The organism is Variovorax monticola (assembly GCF_051216855.1).
Lineage (GTDB): Bacteria > Pseudomonadota > Gammaproteobacteria > Burkholderiales > Burkholderiaceae_C > Variovorax.
Genome location: NZ_JBPJZP010000006.1, coordinates 619,078 through 634,764, shown reverse-complemented (window position 1 = coordinate 634,764; position 15,687 = coordinate 619,078). Strand labels below are relative to the sequence as shown.

Genomic DNA, 15,687 nt, shown 5'->3' with positions numbered 1-15,687 from the left:
GCCTCGGTCCTGTCCGTGTCGATGTCCCATGGGTCAGTCTCCAATGAAAAATGCCCTCCAGACCAACGCCTGGAGGGCACTTCTCGTCGACTCGATGCAGACTATTTACACAGCCTGGAAAGCGGGCTTTTTTTCGTTCGCGCGCCGGTGCGCGGCTCAGGCCTGCAGCTGCGCCCAGGCCTTGTCCAGGCGCTTCACGCTCACCGGCTGCGGCGTGCGCAGCTCCTGCGCGAAGAAGCTCACCCGCAACTCCTCCAGCAGCCAGCGGAACTCGAGCATGCGGTCGTCCACCACGCCCTTGCGCTCGGCGACCAGGCGCCAGTAGCGCTGGTCCTGCGGCTTCAGCTCGGCCAGCTTGGCGGCGTCGCGCGCGGGGTCGGCGCGCAGCTTGTCGAGGCGCAGCACGATGGCCTTCAGGTAGCGCGCGAAGTGCTGCAACTGCGTCCACGGCGCATCGGCGATGAAGCGCTTGCCGACAAGGCGTTGCAACTGCTGCGCGGCGTCCTGCACGGCGTCGGGCTGGATCTTCGTGTCCTTGATCTTGCGTGCAGCAGCGGCGTACTCGACGAGGACGGTCGATGCGAGCCGCGCCACCTCGTTCGCAATCAGCGTGAGGCGCCCGCGCCCCTCCTCCAGCCGCTTCTTGAACGCGAACTCGTCGGTGGGCAGCGGTTCCTGCAGAAAGGCACGGTCGATCGCCACGTCGACGATCTGCGTGCGCAGTTCCTCGGAACTGCCCAGCGGCATGTAGGCCACCGACATCTTCTGCAGGTCGGGGATGTTCTTCTCGAGGTACTTGAGCGCGTCCTTCAGCTGCAGCGCGAACAGGCGGCGCAGGCCGGCGCGGTGCTTGCTGGCAGCCACGGCGGGCTCGTCGAACACCTCGATGGTCACCGCATCGCCTTCGTCGCGCAGCGCAGGAAAGCCGACGAGCGACTGCGCGCCGCGGCGCACTTCCATCAGTTCGGGCAGTTCGCCGAAGGTCCATCCCGTGTAGCGCTGGCCGGCCGGAAGTGCGATCGGTGCCGCCGCTGCGGGTGCGCCGGCATTCTTCGCGGGCTGCGCCGAACGATCGTCGGAAGCGGCCGCCGCCTTCTGCTCCGGCGACGCCTTCACGTTCAGCCCCGCCAGCGCCTGGAAGGCACCGCGCGCCTGCGCACCCAGCTCGGCTTTCAGCGCACCGAGATTGCGCCCCATGCCCAGCTGGCGCCCGTGCTCGTCGATCACGCACAGGTTCATGAACAGGTGCGGCGCCAGCATGTCCAGCTTGAAATCGGCGCGCTTCACATCGATGCTGGTCATGTCGCGCACGCGCTTGAGCAGCACGTCGGTCAGCGAACCCGTGCCGAACAGCTCGGGCACCGACAGCGCCTCGGCCAGCTTCGCCGCCGATTCGGGCAGCGGCACCAGCCGCGAACGCGGGCGCTGCGGCAGGCTCTTGAGCAGCGCCTGGATCTTGTCCTTGAGCATGCCCGTCACCAGCCACTCGCAGCGCTCTTCGTTGACCTGGTTGAGCACGAACAGCGGCACGCTCGCCGTGAGACCGTCCCTGGCGTCGCCCGGCTCGTGCAGGTAGGTGGCCGCGCAGTCCACGCCGCCCAGGCGCAGCGTGGGCGGGAACGACTGCGTCGTGATGCCGGCTGCCTGGTGGCGCATCAATTCGTCGCGCGTCAGGAACAGCAGGCGCGGCTGCTCCCGGGAGGCGTGGCGGTACCAGTTCTCGAAGGTGATGCCGCTGGCCACGTCGGCGGGCAACTGCGCGTCGTAGAAGGCGAAGATGAGTTCGTCGTCGACCAGCACGTCCTGCCGGCGCGCCTTGTGCTCCAGCCCCTCGACCTCGCGCACCAGCTTGCGGTTGGCAACGAGAAACGGGAACTTGCTTTCCCATTGCCCGCCGACCAGCGCTTCGCGAATGAAGATCTCGCGCGCCGCCACCGGGTCGACCTTGGTGAAATCGACGCGCCGCCCGCTGTAGACCACCAGGCCGTACAGCGTGGCGCGCTCCAGCGCCGAGACCTGTGCGCCCTTCTTCTCCCAGTGCGGGTCGAGCAACTGCTTCTTCAGCAGATGCCCCGCCACCTGCTCGAGCCACTGCGGCTCGATGTTGGCCACGCCGCGGCCGAAGAGCCGCGTGGTCTCGACCAGTTCGGCCGCGACGATCCAGCGGCCCGGCTTTTTCTTCAGGTGGGCGCCGGGGTGCTTGTAGAACTTGATGCCGCGCGCGCCGAGGTAGGCCTCATCGTCCTCGAGCTTCCAGCCGACGTTGCCCAGCAGGCCGGCCAGCATCGACAGGTGCAGCGGCTCATAGCCCGCGGGCTCCGGGTTGATGCGCCACTTGTGCTCGGTGACCACCGTGAGCAGCTGCGAATGAATGTCGCGCCACTCGCGCACGCGGCGGATGTTGATGAAGTTCTGCCGCAGCAGCTGCTCGTACTGCCGGTTGCTGAGCTTGTGGGTGTCGCCGTGTCCACCGCGTGCGTCGCCGATCCACTTCCACAGCCGCAGGTAGCCGCTGAACTCGCTTTTCTCGTCGTCGAATTTCGAATGCGCCTGGTCGGCCTGCTGCTGTGCCTCCATGGGGCGATCGCGCACGTCCTGCACGCTCAGGGCCGACGCGATGACGAGCACTTCTTCCAGCGCACCGCGCGAGCGGGCTTCCAGGATCATCCGCCCGACGCGCGGATCGAGCGGCAGCCTGGCCAGCTCGCCGCCCATGGGCGTGAGCTCGTTCGCGTCGTCGACCGCGCCGAGCTCGTTCAGCAGCTGGTAGCCGTCGGCAATGGCGCGCGGGGACGGCGCTTCCAGGAACGGGAAGCGCGACACGTCGCCCAGGCGCAGCGACTTCATCCGCAGGATCACGCCCGCCAGCGAGGAGCGCAGGATTTCCGGGTCGGTGAAGCGCGGGCGGCCGTCGAAGTCTTTCTGGTCGTACAGCCGGATGCAGATGCCGTCCGCCACGCGCCCGCAGCGACCGGCGCGCTGGTTGGCCGCAGCCTGGCTGATCGGCTCGACCATCAGCTGTTCGACCTTGCTGCGGAAGCTGTAGCGCTTGACGCGCGCCGTGCCCGTGTCGATCACGTAGCGCGTGCCCGGCACGGTGAGCGAGGTTTCGGCCACGTTGGTGGCCAGCACGATGCGCCGGCCAGTGTGGCTGTCGAAGATGCGGTCCTGCTCGGGGCCCGACAGCCGCGCGAACAGCGGCAGCACTTCGGCGTTGCGAAACAGCGGCTGGTTGCTCAGGTGGCGGCGCAGGTGGTCGGCCGCCTCGCGAATCTCGCGCTCGCCCGGCAGGAAGATGAGGATGTCGCCCGCGTTGTGCGGGTCGCGCCATAGCTCGTCGACCCCGTCGGCAATGGCGTCGTTCAGGTCGTGCTCGCGCGACTCCTCGAACGGGCGGTAGCGCTGCTCCACCGGAAAGGTGCGCCCGGACACGTAGATGATCGGAGCCGGTCCCTTGGAGGAAGCGAAATGCTGCGCGAAGCGATCGGCGTCGATGGTGGCCGACGTGACGATCACCTTCAGGTCGGGCCGGCGCGGCAATATCTCGCGCAGGTAGCCCAGCAGGAAGTCGATGTTCAGCGAGCGCTCGTGGGCCTCGTCGATGATGAGCGTGTCGTAGGCCTTGAGCAGCGGATCGGTCTGCGTCTCGGCCAGCAGGATGCCGTCGGTCATCAGCTTGACCGAGGCATCGCGGCTCAGGCGGTCCTGAAAACGCACCTTGAAGCCGACCACATCGCCCAGCGGCGTCTTCAGCTCTTCGGCGATGCGCTTGGCCACCGAGCTCGCGGCAATGCGGCGCGGCTGCGTGTGGCCGATCAGGCGGCCCTTGCCGGGCTCGGCGTTGAGCTTGCCGCGGCCCAGGGCGAGCGCGATCTTCGGCAGCTGCGTGGTCTTGCCCGAGCCCGTTTCGCCGCAGACGATCACGACCTGGTGCGCCTGGATGGCGGCCATGATTTCGTCGCGCCGGCCCGAGACGGGGAGCGATTCGGGGAATTCGATGCGCAAGGGAGCGGAGGGGGTCGTGGTCGTCAAGGCAAGGCAGTCGTCGGGCTGGCGCGGCGGGCAAACCGTCGATTATCGGTGCCCGGGGCGTTCGGTGCAGAGGGGCCTCGACCGCCTGCGAAACCGCAGGGCGCGAGTCAGGCAAACGACGTCTCATGAATGCACAATCACGCCCCATGTCCACCGTCTTCAATTTCACCTTCGTGCCGTGGTTCCGCTCGGTCGCGCCCTACATCCACACGCACCGCGGCAAGACTTTCGTGGTCGGCCTCGCGGGCGAGGCGATCGCGGCGGGCAAGCTGCAGAACATTGCGCAAGACCTGGCGCTGATACAGAGCATGGGCGTCAAGATCGTGCTGGTGCACGGTTTTCGCCCGCAGGTCAACGAACAGCTCGCGGCCAAGGGCCACGAAGCGCGCTACTCGCACGGCATCCGCATCACCGACGAGGTGGCGCTCGACTCGGCGCAGGAGGCTGCCGGCCAGTTGCGCTACGAGATCGAGGCGGCCTTCAGCCAGGGCCTGCCGAACACGCCGATGGCCGGCTCCACGGTGCGCGTGATTTCGGGCAACTTCATCACCGCGCGCCCCGTGGGCGTGGTCGACGGGGTGGACTTCAAGCATTCGGGCCTGGTGCGCAAGGTCGATTCGGCCGGCATCCGCCGCACGCTCGACTTCGGCGCGATGGTGCTGATGTCGCCCTTCGGCTTCTCGCCCACCGGCGAGGCCTTCAACCTGACGATGGAAGAAGTGGCCACCAGCGTGGCCATCTCGATCCAGGCCGACAAGCTGATCTTCCTGACGGAGATTCCGGGCATCCGCATGGACAGCGAGCTGCCCGAGAGCGAAGACAACCCGATCGACACCGAGCTGCCGCTGGACGCCGCCGAGAAGCTGCTCGCCTCGCTGCCGCCCGCGCAAAAGCCGACCGACACGGCCTTCTACCTGCAGCACTGCGTGAAGGCCTGCAAGGCCGGCGTGGAGCGCAACCACATCCTGCCCTTCGCGCTCGACGGCTCGCTGCTGCTGGAGGTGTACGTGCACGACGGCGTAGGCACCATGGTGATCGACGAGAAGCTCGAAAGCCTGCGCGAAGCCTCGGTGGACGACATCGGCGGCATCCTGCAGCTGATCGAGCCCTTCGAGCGCGACGGCACGCTGGTCAAGCGCGACCGCACCGAGATCGAACGCGACGTGGGTCACTACACGGTGATCGAGCACGACGGCGTGATCTTCGGCTGCGCGGCGCTCTACCCGTACCCGGAGGAGAAGACCGCCGAGATGGCCGCGCTGACGGTCTCGCCGCTGTCGCAGTCGCAGGGCGACGGCGAACGCATCCTGAAGCGCATCGAGCACCGCGCCAAGTCCATGGGACTGGAAAGCATCTTCGTGCTCACCACGCGCACCATGCACTGGTTCCTGAAGCGCGGCTTCCAGCAGGTCAACCCCGACTGGCTGCCCGAGGCGCGCAAGCGCAAGTACAACTGGGACCGCAAGAGCCAGGTGCTCGTCAAGAAGATCTGACCGTGCGGGCGCCACCCCGTCGCCGATAATCCGGGCATGAATCCCTTGCTTTCCAGGTTGCAGCCCTATCCCTTCGAGCGGCTGAAGCAACTGTTCGCGGGCGTCACGCCCAACCCCGACTTCCCTGCCATCAGCCTGGGTATCGGTGAACCCAAGCACGCCACGCCGGCGTTCATCAAGGAGGCCCTGAGCGCCAGCCTCGGCGCGCTGGCCGCGTACCCCGCCACCGCCGGCGACCTGAAACTGCGCACCGCCTTCACCGACTGGCTTCAAACCCGCTACAGCCTGGCGCTGGACCCGGCCACCCAGGTGCTGCCAGTCAACGGTTCGCGCGAGGCGCTGTTCTCGCTGGCGCAGACCGTGGTGGACCCCACCGCGTTGCCGAAGCCGGTGGTGATTTCGCCCAACCCGTTCTATCAAATCTACGAAGGTGCGGCCCTGCTCTCGGGGGCCGAGCCGTACTACGTGCCCAGCGTGCCCGCGCGCAATTTCGCGGTCGACTGGGACAGCGTCCCAGAGGCCATCTGGGCCCGCACACAGTTGGTGTTCGTTTGCTCGCCGGGCAACCCGACGGGCGCCGTGATGCCGCTGGACGAGTGGCAAAAGCTCTTCGCGCTGTCGGACCGCCACGGCTTCGTGATCGCGGCCGACGAGTGCTACAGCGAAATCTATTTTCGCGACGAGCCGCCGCTCAGCGGCCTGGAAGCCTCGGTGAAGCTGGGCCGGCCCGACTTCAGGAACCTGATCGCCCTGACCTCGCTGTCCAAGCGCAGCAACGTGCCGGGCCTGCGCAGCGGTTTCGTGGCGGGCGACGCCGCCCTCATCAAGAAATTTCTGCTCTACCGCACCTACCACGGCAGCGCCATGAGCGGCACCGTGGGCGCGGCCAGCATCGCGGCCTGGGGCGACGAAGCCCACGTGGTCGAGAACCGCGCCAAGTACCGCGCCAAGTTCGCGGCCGTCACGCCGCTGCTCGAGCCGGTGCTCGACGTGCGCCTGCCCGACGCCAGTTTCTACCTCTGGGCCGGCGTGCCCGAAGTGTGGGCTGGCGACGACGAGGCCTTCGCCCGCGCGCTCTACGCTCAATACAATGTCACGGTTTTGCCGGGGAGCTACCTGGCGCGCGACACCGACCACAGCGCCAACCCCGGCCGGGGCCGCATCCGCATGGCGCTGGTGGCCGAAACCGCAGAGTGCGTCGAGGCCGCCGAACGCATCGTCCGATTCGTCAAGGGCGGGCGCTGATCCCGCCGATCCGCCCGCCAGTCCAACCGCTGTCCCCGCATCCATTCTTCACCCGAGACTTTCTCCATGACCCAGCAACTGCAACAAATCATCGACGCCGCGTGGGACGACCGCGCCAACATCTCGCCCACCGCAGCGTCCGCCGAAGTGCGCGATGCCGTCGAGCACGTGATCACCGAGCTGAACAACGGCAAGCTGCGTGTGGCAACCCGTGAAAGCGTCGGCCAGTGGACGGTGCACCAGTGGATCAAGAAGGCCGTGCTGCTGTCGTTCCGCCTGAAGGACAACGAGCAGATCCAGGCCGGCTCGCTCGGCTTCTACGACAAGGTGCCGACCAAGTTCTCGCACCTGTCGGCCGCCGAGCTGAAGGAATCGGGCGTGCGCATCGTGCCGCCGGCCGTGGCCCGCCGCGGCAGCTTCATCGCCAAGGGTGCGATCCTGATGCCCTCTTACGTGAACATCGGTGCCTACGTGGGCGAAGGCACCATGGTCGACACCTGGGCCACCGTGGGTTCGTGCGCACAGATCGGCGCCAACGTGCACCTGTCGGGCGGCGTCGGCATCGGCGGCGTGCTCGAGCCGCTGCAGGCCGGCCCCACCATCATCGAAGACAACTGCTTCATCGGCGCGCGCTCGGAAGTGGTCGAAGGCGTGGTCATCGAAGAGAACTCGGTGCTCGGCATGGGCGTGTACATCGGCCAGAGCACGCCGATCTTCAACCGCGACACCGGCGAGACCTTCTTCGGCCGCGTGCCGTCGGGCAGCGTCGTCATCAGCGGCAACCTGCCCAAGAAGACCAAGTCGGGCCAGGACTACAGCACCTACGCAGCGATCATCGTCAAGACGGTCGATGCACAAACGCGCTCCAAGACCAGCCTGAACGACCTGCTGCGCGACTGACCCCCTCCCCTGCTTTCGTCCCGTTCGACAACAACAGCACCCGAGGAGAGAGACCGATGAACATGATGGAGCGAATTCTTCGTTTGATGGCCGAGCGCAAGGCCTCCGACATCTACCTCTCGGCCCACTCCCCGGTGCTGATCCGCATCAACGGCAACTGCGTGCCCATCAACGCGCAGGTGCTGCCGGCCACGGCGCCGCTGGCGCTGCTGTCCGAAGTGGTGCCCGCCGAGCGCATCCAGGAACTGGAACGCACGGGCGAACTGAACATGGCCGTGGCGCTCGAAGGTGCCGGCAACTACCGCTTGAGCGCGATGCGCCAGCGCGGCAGCTACGCGGTGGTGGTGCGCCACATCAGCGCCGTCATTCCGAGCTTTGCCGACCTGAACCTGCCCGACATCCTGAAGACGCTCGTCATGGAAAAGCGCGGGCTGATCCTGATGGTGGGCGCCACCGGCGCAGGCAAGACCACCACGCTGGCCTCGATGCTGGACTACCGCAACGAGCACGCCAGCGGCCACATCCTGACGGTGGAGGAACCCATCGAGTTCACCTTCACCAACAAGAAATCGGTGGTGAACCAGCGCGACGTGGGCAGCGACACCGAGTCGATGCACATCGCGTTGAAGAACGCGCTGCGCCAGGCGCCCGACGTGATCCAGATCGGCGAAATCCGCGACCGCGACACCATGTCCGCCGCCATCGCCTATGCGCAGTCGGGCCACCTGTGCGTGGCCACGCTGCACGCCAACAACAGCTACCGCGCGCTGAACCGCATCCTGAGCTTCTACCCCGTCGAGGTGCGCGCCACGCTGCTGGGCGACCTGGGTGCCGCGCTGCGCGCGGTCGTGTCGCAGCGCCTGCTGCGCACATCGGCCGGCGCCCGCATCCCCGCGTTCGAGGTGCTGCTCAACACCGCACTGGTGGCCGAGCTGATCGAAAAGGGCGACTTCTCCGCCGTCAAGGAGGCCATGGAAAAGTCGATGGCCGAAGGCTCGCAGACCTTCGAGGAAGACATTGCCCGCCTCGTCATCGAGGAGCGCGTGAGCCGCGAGGAGGGCCTGGCCCAGGCCGACTCGCCCACCAACCTCATGTGGCGCCTGCAGAACCGCGCCGCGCCCAAGCAGCAGCACGTCGAAGACCGGGCCCTGACCGACCAGCTCGACGAACCCACCTTTACCGACATCACGCTGGACGTGAAGTTCTGAACCAAGCCTTTTTTCCGATGTCCCGTACGCTCCAGCTCGCCGAACAACTCATCTCGCGCCCCTCCGTCACACCGGACGACGCGGGCTGCCAACAGATCCTCGGCGAGCGGCTGGCGGCACTGGGCTTCACGCTGGAAACCATCGAGAGCGGCCCGGCCGACTTTCGCGTGACCAACCTGTGGGCGGTGCGCCGCCCCCGTGACACCAGTCCCGCCAAGGCCACCAAGACGCTGGTGTTCGCGGGCCACACCGACGTGGTGCCCACCGGCCCCGTCGAGCAATGGACCAGCCACCCCTTCACGCCCACGCACCGCGACGGCAAGCTGTACGGCCGAGGCGCCTGCGACATGAAGACCTCCGTCGCAGCCTTCGTGGTGGCCATCGAGGAGTTTCTGCAGGCCGTGCCCGAGCCGCAGCTCACGCTCGCCCTGCTGCTCACCAGCGACGAGGAAGGTCCCGGCGTGGACGGCACCGTCGTCGTGTGCAACACGCTGGCCGCGCGCGGCGAGACCATCGACTACTGCATCGTCGGCGAGCCCACGGCGGTGGAGCGCTGCGGCGACATGATCAAGAACGGCCGCCGCGGCACCATGAGCGGCAAGCTCACGGTCAAGGGCGTGCAGGGGCACATCGCCTATCCGCACCTGGCGAAGAACCCGGTGCATTCGGTGGCACCCGCGCTGGCCGAACTGGTGGCGCTGAACGCGGCCGGCGGCTGGGACGCCGGCAACGCCTACTTCCAGCCGACCAGCTGGCAGATCAGCAATTTCCACTCGGGCACGGGCGCCAGCAACGTGATTCCGGGCAGCGCGGTGATCGACTTCAACTTCCGCTTCTCGACCGAGTCGACGCCCGAGTCGCTGCAGCAGCGCGTGCACGCCGTGCTCGACGCGCACCAGGTCGACTGCACGCTGGCCTGGACCATCGGCGGCCTGCCCTTCCTGACGACGCCGGGCGAGCTGGTCGCGGCGGTGCAAGGCGCCATTCGCGCCGAAACCGGCATCGAGACCGAGCTGTCGACCAGCGGCGGCACCAGCGACGCGCGCTTCATCGCCAAGATCTGCAAGCAGGTGGTCGAACTGGGCCCGGTGAACGCGAGCATCCACAAGATCGACGAACACATCGACGTGGCCGAGATCGAAACGCTGAAGAACATCTACGTGCGCACGGTGAAGCAGCTGAACGCGGCGCTTGCGGCATGAGCACCGTCATCGCACTCATCGAGGCCGGCGCCCAGCGGCTGCAGGAAGCCGGCGTGGCCTTCGGCCATGGCACCGCCAACGCCTTCGACGAAGCCGCCTGGCTGGTGCTGTGGCGCCTGAAGCTGCCGCTGGACGGCATCGACGCCGTGGCCGACACGCCGGTGTCGCCCGCCGACGCCGCCCAGGTGGCCGCGCTGATCGGCGAACGCATCGCCACGCGCAAGCCCGCCGCCTACCTCACCAAAGAGGCCTGGCTGCAGGGCATGCCCTTCTACGTGGACGAGCGCGCCATCGTGCCGCGCAGCTTCATTGCCGAGCTGATTGCCGACGGCAGCATCGACTACTGGCTCGGCGAGCACACGCAGCGTGTGCTCGACCTGTGCACCGGCAACGGCAGCCTGGCCGTGATCGCGGCGCTGACCTATCCGGACGTGACGGTCGCTGCCGCCGACCTGTCGGTCGAGGCGCTCGAAGTGGCCGCCATCAACGTCACCCGCCACGAGCTGGACGCGCGCGTCACGCTGATCGAATCGGACGGCCTGCGCGACGTGCCCGGCCTGTACGACCTGGTGCTGTGCAACCCGCCCTACGTGAACAGCCAGAGCATGGCCGCCCTGCCCGCCGAATACCGCGCCGAGCCCGAACTGGCTCTGGCCGGCGGCACCGACGGCATGGACTTCGTGCGCCGGCTGTTCGCCGACGCGCCCACGCACATGAGCGAACAGGCCGTGCTGGTGCTGGAAATCGGCAACGAGCGCGATCACTTCGATACGGCTTTTCCGCGGCTCGAAGTGGTGTGGCTCGAAACCTCGGCCGGCGAGGACCAGGTCTTGCTTGTGACCCGCAATGCCCTGGTGGCTGGCGCCGGCACGCGTTAGCGGCGCCTGCCCAAGCCCCTTCAGTCGCGTTTTCGCGGCCCTTGGCCGCGATCCCCAGTTATCGGGCGATGTCCCCGCGCCTTTGTCCCTTTTCGCCGGGACTCAAGGGCCGGGCGGGATAATCGCCCCTACGGTTCCTCTTTCATGATCACTCTCAAAAACGTCATTCTTCGCCGCAGCGCCAAGAAACTCCTCGACGGCGCCACCGTCAACCTCAACCCCGGCGAAAAGGTCGGACTCGTGGGGCGCAACGGTGCCGGCAAGTCCTCGCTGTTCGCGCTGTTCAACGGCTCGCTGCACGAAGACGGCGGCGACTTCTACGTGCCCAAGCAGTGGCGCATGGCCCAGGTGGCGCAGGACATGCCCGAAACCGACGAGTCGGCCACCGACTTCGTGGTGGGCGGCGACACCCGCCTGACCGAGCTGCGCGCCACGCTGGCGGCCATCGAGGCGGCCTACACCGAAAACCCCGACGACGCGGACATCGGCATGGAACTGGCCCATGCCTACACCGACCTGGCCGATGCCGGCGAGCACGACGCCGTGCCGCGCGCGCAGGCGCTGATCCTGGGGCTGGGCTTCAAGTCGAACGAGCTCGACGGCGCAGTCAACAGCTTTTCGGGCGGCTGGCGCATGCGCCTGCAGCTGGCCCGCGCGCTGATGTGCCCGAGCGACCTGCTGCTGCTCGACGAGCCCACCAACCACTTGGACCTGGACGCGCTGGTCTGGCTGGAAGCCTGGCTGCAGAAGTACGCCGGCACCATGATCGTCATCAGCCACGACCGCGAGTTTCTCGACGCCGTGACCGACGTCACCCTGCACATCGCCAACGCCCAGCTCACGCGCTACGGCGGCAACTACAGCGCCTTCGAGACCCTGCGCGCCGAGCAGATGGCGCTGCAGCAAACCGCCTTCAGCAAGCAGCAGGACAAGATCGCCCACCTGCAGAAGTTCATCGACCGCTTCAAGGCCAAGGCCAGCAAGGCCAAGCAGGCGCAAAGCCGCGTGAAGGCGCTGGAGCGCATGGAGAAGGTGGCGCCGTTGCTGGCGGAGGCCGACTTCACGTTCGAGTTCAAGGAGCCGGGCAACATTCCCAACCCGATGCTGTCGATCAGCAACGCGAGCTTCGGCTACGAAATTGAAGACGCCGCGCCCAAGACCATCCTGCGCGGCGTCAGCCGCTCGGTGCTGGCGGGCCAGCGCATCGGCATCCTGGGCGCCAACGGCCAGGGCAAGTCGACGCTGGTGAAGACCATTGCGCGCGAAATGGGCGCGCTGGCCGGCGAGGTTACGGAGGGCAAGGGACTGAACATCGGCTACTTCGCCCAGCAGGAGCTCGACGTGCTGCGCCCGCAGGACAACCCGCTCGAACACATGGTGCGCATGGCCCGGGAAATGGGCAGCGCCGTGAAGGAAGCCACCGGCGAGCAGGCACTGCGCGGCTACCTGGGCAGCTTCAACTTCAGCGGCGACATGGTCAAGCAGCCCGTGGGCACCATGAGCGGCGGCGAAAAGGCCCGCCTCGTGCTCGCGATGATGGTGTGGCAGCGCCCCAACCTGCTGCTGCTGGACGAACCCACCAACCACCTGGACCTCGCCACCCGCGAAGCCCTTGCCGTGGCGCTCAACGAATTCGAAGGCACGCTGATGCTGGTGAGCCATGACCGCGCGCTGCTGCGCTCGGTGTGCGACGAGTTCTGGCTTGTGGGCCGCGGCGTCGTGGCCGACTTCGACGGCGACCTGGACGACTACCAGCGCTACCTGCTCGACGAGGCCAAGCGCATGCGCGAAGAGGCCAAGGTCGCGACGCGCGAGGCGATCAGCACCGCCGCCGCGGCAGCCGCCGCGCCGGTGGCGGCGCCCGCGCCCGCTGCCCCGCAGCAGCGCAAGCAGGACGCACAGGAGCGCCAGCAGCGCAACGAGCAGGCCAAGCCGATCAAGCGCGAAATCGCCCAGATCGACGAACGCATGGCGTCGGCCGCCACCGAGCGCGCCGCGCTCGAGGCGCGCATGAGCCAGCCGCTGCCTTCCGCCGAGATTGCCGAAGCGGGCAAGCGGCTGAAGGCCCTCAACGACGAAATCGGCCGCCTCGAAGAGCGCTGGCTGGCCCTGTCGGACCAGCTGGAAGCGCTGGCCGCCTGACACTGAAAAGGGCACCGGATGCCGTCTTCCATCGAACTCGCCGGGGGCGATGAAAAACTCATCGCCGCCGTGCTGCGCAGCCGCCGCCTGATCGGGCGCAAGGCCCTGATGGCGGCTGCGGCCAGCGCCGTGCCGCTGCCCGGCATCGACTGGGCGGCCGACGCGGCGCTGCTGTCGCGGCTGGTGCCGCAGATCAGCGCCGAATTCGGGCTCTCGGTCACCCAGGTCGAAAAGCTCGCGCCGCACCAGCGCGAGCGCATCCAGAAGGCAGCCACCACGGTGGGCGCCCTGCTGGTCGGACGGCTGGTCACGCGCGACCTGCTGATCCGCCTGGCCAAGCACGCGGGCGTGCGTCTCACCGCCAAGCAGGCGACCAAGTACGTGCCCTTTGCGGGGCAGCTGATTTCGGCCGCGCTGGGCTATGCGGCCCTGCGCGCGCTGGGCGAGCAGCACATCAAGGACTGCGTGCGGGTCAGCGCCACGCTCGCCCTCGCGCCGCCCGAACCGCACGCGAGCGCCTGAGCGCCTCGCGGTCGAACAGCACCTGCGCCGCCCACGCGGCACCGGCCAGGCCGAAGCAGCCACCTCCGGCGATGGCTGGCCGCCCCGCCGCCAGCCCGTAGATCAGCCCCGCGAGGGACAGCGACGCCAGCAATGCGCACAAGGCGCGGTCGAGCCACAGGCCCGACAACCGAGGTTCATGCACGCCTCAGTCATGGGGCAAGGGAACATGGAAGACGGGCGCCGGACGCACCGCCTCTTCTTTCAGCTGCTGCTCGTAGGCGGCCAGCAACGCCAGGTAGTGGCGCGACATCACGTCGTTTACCCGCCCCAGGCCGATCTTGCTGACCGTCGGTTGTGGAATTCCGGTTTTCTGCTCGATCTGCTTCTGCGTGAGCCCCATGGCCCTCAACGCCTGTACCAACTCGCGTGGCTTCATGGCTTTACTCCCTTTTTTTAATATTCTAGAGTCTGCACAGAATATTCATCTGGGCTTAAATCTCGGCCATGGAGACCATTGCAAGCCGCGCCCTGGCCGCGCGTAAATTCGCCAAGATGACCCAAAAGGAAGCCGAGGCCGCTTCCGGCGTCAAGCAGTCCAGCATTTCGAAGATCGAGCGTGGAGACACCAGCCGATCGATGAGCGTGCTGGCCTTGGCGCGGGCCTACCGCGCCGATCCGAACTGGCTGGACACCGGCGACGGACCCGCGCCCTGGGACCAGAACCAGATCCGCAGAACGCTGCACCTCGTCAACGAGCCACCCGGGCCTTACCGCGTGACCCATTCACCGCCCATGAGCCCGTCGTTCAATCCGAGCACGCCGGGCACCGTGCCGCTGATCACATGGGAAGACGCCGCCCACTGGGGCGAGCGACCGTCGTCGCAGCAGGGGCAGCCCGAGCGTTGGATTCCCTGCATCGCGCACCACAGCCTGGACACCTACGCGCTGCGCATGCGCGGCAACAGCATGACCGCGAGCAGCGGCCAGTTGAAGAGCTATCCGGCGCGGTCGCTCGTGTTCGTCGACACGCAATTGAAGACGCCCGAGGACGGTGAGCGCGTCATCGCGAGGCTCGACGACACCGGCGAGGTGACCTGCAAGGTGTTCAAGCACGAAGACGGCAAGCGCTGGCTGCTGCCGCTGAACCCGAGGCACGAGCCGATCCGCGCGGCGTTCACCGTGCTCGGCACCGTCGTGGGCAAGTGGGAAGACGAGGACTGAGCGAAGACCGGGTCCATCGTCTTTCGGGACAAGATTCCAGCGAGGTCAGGTTGTGTGCAGGTTCACCAGAGATAGTCATGTCTCTCCCTGTGGCCTGCACTCTCTGATCCTCCCTCCTCCAGCAGGTCACCTTCCAGCCCGCCTTACCGCGGGCTGTTTTTTTGGTGAGCCTGCAAGAGAAGGCAAGACACGATCACTTGGGCAGCAGCACCTTGTCGACCACGTGGATCACGCCGTTCGACTGGTACACATTGGCGATCGTCACCGTGGCGGTGCCGCCCTTTTCGTCGGTGAGCGTGATCTTGCCGCCCTTTTCCTTGGCCACCAGCACGCCGCCGGCCACGGTCTTCAGTTCGGCAGAGCCCTTGCCGGCCTTGATTTCCTTCTTGAGTTCCGCCGCGTCGAGCTTGCCCGACACCACGTGGTAGGTCAGCACGCCGGTCAGGGCGTCCTTGCTCTCGGGCTTGAGCAGCGTGTCCACCGTGCCGGCAGGCAGCGCGGCGAAGGCGGCGTTGGTCGGCGCGAACACGGTGAACGGACCCGGGCCCTTGAGCGTGTCGACCAGGCCCGCGGCCTTCACGGCGGCGACCAGCGTGGTGTGGTCCTTCGAGTTCACGGCGTTGTCGATGATGTCCTTGGTCGGCAGCATCGGCGCACCGCCCACCATCACGGAAGCCGCCATGGCCGAGAAGGCCCCTGCGGACAGCGCGACGGCGAGAGAGACGGCGGCGATGCGGTGAAGTTTGCTCTGCATGGAAATTGCTCCTGATGAATGAATGAACCACCGCGAAATGGCAGCGGCTGCAATCAATACGGGGGGCCGCGCGGAACAGATTCGGCCTCGGCAAAAAGAAAAACGCGG

The 15,687-nt window shown here is 67.2% G+C and carries 13 protein-coding genes; 9 read left to right on the top strand and 4 right to left on the bottom strand.

Annotated elements, in window-relative coordinates; all coding sequences use genetic code 11:
• Window positions 1-156 precede the first annotated feature (156 nt).
• Window positions 157-4,032: an ATP-dependent RNA helicase HrpA gene (gene hrpA, locus ACSFA5_RS24100; RefSeq protein WP_435446559.1), complete on the bottom strand. Its 3,876-nt coding sequence runs from the start codon at window positions 4,030-4,032 to the stop codon at window positions 157-159.
• A 146-nt stretch (window positions 4,033-4,178) separates the two neighbouring features.
• On the opposite strand from hrpA, the gene argA reads away from it, so the two are divergent.
• The 8 genes from argA to ACSFA5_RS24060 all read left to right on the top strand — a co-directional run bounded on the left by argA (window position 4,179) and on the right by ACSFA5_RS24060 (window position 13,622).
• Window positions 4,179-5,525, top strand: a complete 1,347-nt coding sequence (argA, locus tag ACSFA5_RS24095) for an amino-acid N-acetyltransferase (RefSeq protein WP_435446558.1) — start codon at window positions 4,179-4,181, stop codon at window positions 5,523-5,525.
• A 36-nt stretch (window positions 5,526-5,561) separates the two neighbouring features.
• Entirely contained in the window at window positions 5,562-6,770 is a 1,209-nt protein-coding gene (gene dapC / locus ACSFA5_RS24090) for a succinyldiaminopimelate transaminase (RefSeq protein ID WP_435446557.1), read from the top strand.
• Between the two features lie 66 nt (window positions 6,771-6,836).
• Window positions 6,837-7,670: a 2,3,4,5-tetrahydropyridine-2,6-dicarboxylate N-succinyltransferase gene (dapD, locus tag ACSFA5_RS24085; protein WP_435446556.1), complete on the top strand. Its 834-nt coding sequence runs from the start codon at window positions 6,837-6,839 to the stop codon at window positions 7,668-7,670.
• 56 nt (window positions 7,671-7,726) lie between these two features.
• On the top strand, window positions 7,727-8,878 hold the full coding sequence (locus ACSFA5_RS24080) for a PilT/PilU family type 4a pilus ATPase (protein ID WP_435446555.1): 1,152 nt from the start codon (window positions 7,727-7,729) through the stop codon (window positions 8,876-8,878).
• Window positions 8,879-8,895: 17 nt separating this feature from the next.
• Entirely contained in the window at window positions 8,896-10,080 is a 1,185-nt protein-coding gene (gene dapE, locus ACSFA5_RS24075) for a succinyl-diaminopimelate desuccinylase (RefSeq protein ID WP_435446554.1), read from the top strand.
• A complete protein-coding gene (gene prmB, locus ACSFA5_RS24070) occupies window positions 10,077-10,958 on the top strand; it encodes a 50S ribosomal protein L3 N(5)-glutamine methyltransferase (protein WP_435446553.1) in 882 nt (293 codons plus the stop codon). Before dapE ends, prmB begins: the two co-directional genes overlap by 4 nt.
• 144 nt (window positions 10,959-11,102) lie before the next feature.
• Window positions 11,103-13,100 carry an ABC-F family ATP-binding cassette domain-containing protein gene (locus tag ACSFA5_RS24065; protein WP_435446552.1) on the top strand — a complete coding sequence of 666 codons (1,998 nt, stop codon included), beginning with the start codon at window positions 11,103-11,105 and terminating at the stop codon, window positions 13,098-13,100.
• Window positions 13,101-13,118: 18 nt separating this feature from the next.
• On the top strand, window positions 13,119-13,622 hold the full coding sequence (locus ACSFA5_RS24060; protein ID WP_435446551.1) for a hypothetical protein: 504 nt from the start codon (window positions 13,119-13,121) through the stop codon (window positions 13,620-13,622).
• Here ACSFA5_RS24060 and ACSFA5_RS24055 read toward each other — a convergent pair.
• Both ACSFA5_RS24055 and ACSFA5_RS24050 read right to left on the bottom strand, forming a co-directional pair.
• Entirely contained in the window at window positions 13,573-13,806 is a 234-nt protein-coding gene (locus ACSFA5_RS24055; RefSeq protein ID WP_435446550.1) for a hypothetical protein, read from the bottom strand. The two genes, ACSFA5_RS24060 and ACSFA5_RS24055, sit on opposite strands and share 50 nt — an antisense overlap.
• 3 nt (window positions 13,807-13,809) lie before the next feature.
• Window positions 13,810-14,040 carry a helix-turn-helix domain-containing protein gene (locus ACSFA5_RS24050; RefSeq protein WP_435446549.1) on the bottom strand — a complete coding sequence of 77 codons (231 nt, stop codon included), beginning with the start codon at window positions 14,038-14,040 and terminating at the stop codon, window positions 13,810-13,812.
• Between the two features lie 68 nt (window positions 14,041-14,108).
• On the opposite strand from ACSFA5_RS24050, the gene ACSFA5_RS24045 reads away from it, so the two are divergent.
• On the top strand, window positions 14,109-14,825 hold the full coding sequence (locus tag ACSFA5_RS24045) for a LexA family protein (RefSeq protein WP_435446548.1): 717 nt from the start codon (window positions 14,109-14,111) through the stop codon (window positions 14,823-14,825).
• A gap of 193 nt (window positions 14,826-15,018) precedes the next feature.
• Here ACSFA5_RS24045 and ACSFA5_RS24040 read toward each other — a convergent pair whose 3' ends face one another.
• Window positions 15,019-15,579, bottom strand: coding sequence for a fasciclin domain-containing protein (locus tag ACSFA5_RS24040; protein ID WP_435446547.1), 561 nt, complete (start codon window positions 15,577-15,579; stop codon window positions 15,019-15,021).
• Between the last annotated feature and the right edge of the window lie 108 nt (window positions 15,580-15,687).

What these genes read in the sequence shown, in the direction of transcription:
- ACSFA5_RS24045 (WP_435446548.1), top strand. Translation starts at nt 14,109, where the DNA reads ATGGAGACCATTGCAAGCCGCGCCCTGGCCGCGCGTAAATTCGCCAAG.
- dapD (WP_435446556.1), top strand. Translation starts at nt 6,837, where the DNA reads ATGACCCAGCAACTGCAACAAATCATCGACGCCGCGTGGGACGACCGC.
- ACSFA5_RS24050 (WP_435446549.1), bottom strand. Translation starts at nt 14,040, where the DNA reads ATGAAGCCACGCGAGTTGGTACAGGCGTTGAGGGCCATGGGGCTCACG.
- ACSFA5_RS24065 (WP_435446552.1), top strand. Translation starts at nt 11,103, where the DNA reads ATGATCACTCTCAAAAACGTCATTCTTCGCCGCAGCGCCAAGAAACTC.
- dapE (WP_435446554.1), top strand. Translation starts at nt 8,896, where the DNA reads ATGTCCCGTACGCTCCAGCTCGCCGAACAACTCATCTCGCGCCCCTCC.
- argA (WP_435446558.1), top strand. Translation starts at nt 4,179, where the DNA reads ATGTCCACCGTCTTCAATTTCACCTTCGTGCCGTGGTTCCGCTCGGTC.
- dapC (WP_435446557.1), top strand. Translation starts at nt 5,562, where the DNA reads ATGAATCCCTTGCTTTCCAGGTTGCAGCCCTATCCCTTCGAGCGGCTG.
- ACSFA5_RS24040 (WP_435446547.1), bottom strand. Translation starts at nt 15,579, where the DNA reads ATGCAGAGCAAACTTCACCGCATCGCCGCCGTCTCTCTCGCCGTCGCG.
- ACSFA5_RS24060 (WP_435446551.1), top strand. Translation starts at nt 13,119, where the DNA reads ATGCCGTCTTCCATCGAACTCGCCGGGGGCGATGAAAAACTCATCGCC.
- ACSFA5_RS24080 (WP_435446555.1), top strand. Translation starts at nt 7,727, where the DNA reads ATGAACATGATGGAGCGAATTCTTCGTTTGATGGCCGAGCGCAAGGCC.
- prmB (WP_435446553.1), top strand. Translation starts at nt 10,077, where the DNA reads ATGAGCACCGTCATCGCACTCATCGAGGCCGGCGCCCAGCGGCTGCAG.